This is a genomic window from Frankia sp. AiPs1, assembly GCF_023716945.1.
Classification (GTDB): domain Bacteria; phylum Actinomycetota; class Actinomycetes; order Frankiales; family Frankiaceae; genus Frankia.
Genome location: NZ_JAMQQF010000308.1, coordinates 4,279 through 6,925, shown reverse-complemented (window position 1 = coordinate 6,925; position 2,647 = coordinate 4,279). Strand labels below are relative to the sequence as shown.

Sequence of the window (2,647 nt, the reverse complement as noted above, 5' to 3'; positions counted from 1 at the left end):
GTCACCAGGTGGAGCCCCGGCTTCGCCTCGTCCGCCGACGGCGCCTCGTCCGCCGCCGACACCACGTCCACCGGCGACGCAGCGTTCACCGGCGGTGCCGCCCCCACCAGCGACGCCACGTCCAGCGGCGGCGACGCCACGTCCAGCGGCGCCGTCACGGCCGGGGCCATGGGCAGCCGAAGGGTGAAGGTGCTGCCCCGCCCGAACTCGCTGCGGGCCTGGATCTCCCCGCCCAGCAGCGTCGCCACCTCGCGGCAGATCGACAACCCCAGACCGGTGCCGCCGTAACGGCGGCTGGTGGTGCCGTCACCCTGCTGGAACGCCCCGAAGATCCGTTCGAGGTTCTCCCCCGCGATCCCGATGCCGGTGTCGGACACCGAGAACAGCACGGCCTGCCCGGCTGCCCGCCCGCCGGGGCCGGACAGGGTGATGGCCAGGTCGACGCTGCCCTGCTCGGTGAACTTCACCGCGTTGGACAGCAGGTTGCGCAGCACCTGCGCGACCAGGTGACGGTCGGTGCGCAGCCGCGCGGGCAGGTCGGGCGCCATCGCGACGGTGAAGCGCAGGCCCTTCTCCGCGGTGATCGGCGAGAAGGTGGCATGGACGTCGTCGACGATGTCGCCCAGGGCGATCTCCTCGACGTGGATGTCCATCTTCCCGGCCTCGACCTTGGACAGATCGAGGATGTCGTTGATGAGCTGCAGCAGATCCGACCCCGCGGAGTGGATGACGTGCGCGTACTCGACCTGCTTCGGTGACAGGTTGCGGGTCGGGTTCTGCGCCAACAACCGGGCCAGGATCAGCAGGCTGTTCAGGGGTGTGCGCAGCTCGTGCGACATGTTCGCCAGGAACTCCGACTTGTACTTCGAGGCGAGGGCGAGCTGGCGGGCCCGCTCCTCCAGCTCCTGGCGGGCCTGCTCGATCTCGAAGTTCTTGACTTCGATGTCGTGGTTCTGTCGGGCCAGCAGGGTGGCCTTCTCCTCCAGCTCGGCGTTGGAGAGCTGGAGGTCCTCCTGCCGGGACTGCAGTTCCTCGGATCGCGCCCGCAGCTCGGAGGCGAGCCGCTGGGACTCGTCCAGCAGGGAGTCGGTGCGGGCGTTCGCGATGATCGTGTTGACGTTGACGCCGATGGTCTCCGTGAGCAGGTTCAGGAAGTCGTGATGAACCTGCGCGAAGGGGCTGAAGGAGGCGAGCTCGATGACGCCGAGCACCTGGTCCTCGAACAGGATCGGCAGCACGATCAGGGCGACCGGGGCGGACTGCCCGAGGCTGGAGGCGATCTGCAGGTAGTCGGCGGGGGTGTTCGCGACGACGATCGTCCGCTTCGTCCGCGCGGCCTGCCCGACCAGGGACTGCCCGAAGTCGAACCGGCGCGGAACGTCCCAGGGAGCCTGGTATCCGTAGCTCGCGATCAGGTTCAGCGTCGGCCGTTCCACCCCCGACTCGGCGAGCAGGAAGGTGCCGTACTGGGCGTCGACCATCGGCGTCAGCTCGTCGATGACGAGCTGGGCGACGGTCTGCAGGTCGCGGTGGCCCTGCATCAGCCCGCCGATGTGGGCGAGGCTGGTCTTCAGCCAGTCCTGTTCCCGGTTCGCGCGGGTCGTCTCGCGCAGCGAGCGGACCATCGCGTTGATGTTGTCCTTGAGCTCGGCCACCTCGCCCTGGGCGTCGACGTCGATCGACCTGGTCAGGTCGCCGGTGGCGACGGCGCTGGTGACGGCGGCGATGGCCCGGACCTGCCGGGTGAGGTTCCCGGCCAGCTCGTTGACGTTCTCGGTGAGGCGCTTCCAGGTGCCCGAGAGGCCCTCCACCTCGGCCTGACCGCCGAGGATGCCGTCCGTGCCCACCTCGCGGGCCACCCGCGTGACCTCGGCCGCGAACGAGGACAGCTGGTCGACCATCGTGTTGATGGTCGTCTTCAGCTCGAGGATCTCCCCACGGGCGTCGACGTCGATCTTGCGGGTCAGGTCGCCCCGGGCGACCGCCGTCGTGACCTGGGCGATGTTGCGGACCTGGCTGGTCAGGTTGTTCGCCATGAAGTTGACGTTGTCGGTGAGGTCCTTCCAGGTACCGGACACCCCCTTCACGCTCGCCTGACCGCCCAGGCGGCCGTCGGTGCCGACCTCGCGGGCCACCCGGGTCACCTCGTCGGCGAAGGCGCCGAGCGTGTCCACCATCGTGTTGATCGTGGAAGCCAGCGCGGCAACCTCGCCCTTCGCCTCCACCGTGATCTTCTGGGACAGATCGCCGCGGGCGACGCCCGTGGCGACCTGCGCGATGGAACGAACCTGCGCCGTCAGGTTCGAGGCCATCACGTTGACGTTGTCGGTGAGGTCCTTCCAGGTTCCCGACACGCCGCGGACGTTGGCCTGGCCGCCGAGATTGCCCTGGGTGCCGACCTCGCGGGCCACCCGGGTCACCTCGTCGGCGAACCCCGAGAGCTGATCGACCATCGTGTTGATGGTCTCCTTGAGCTCGAGGATCTCGCCGCGGGCGTCGACCCGGATCTTCTGCGACAGGTCCCCGCGGGCGACCGCCGTGGTCACCTGCGCGATCGACCGGACCTGGTCGGTGAGGTTGCCGGCCATGACGTTCACCGACTCGGTGAGATCACGCCACGTACCCGAGACGCCCTTGACGTCCGCCT

Annotated in this window: 1 protein-coding gene; it reads right to left on the bottom strand. The window is 69.1% G+C overall.

Annotation, left to right across the window (positions count from 1 at the left end; translation table 11 throughout):
* Positions 1-2,647 (bottom strand): HAMP domain-containing protein (locus tag ND748_RS21435; RefSeq protein ID WP_251747780.1); only part of this gene is annotated, 2,647 nt, incomplete at both ends.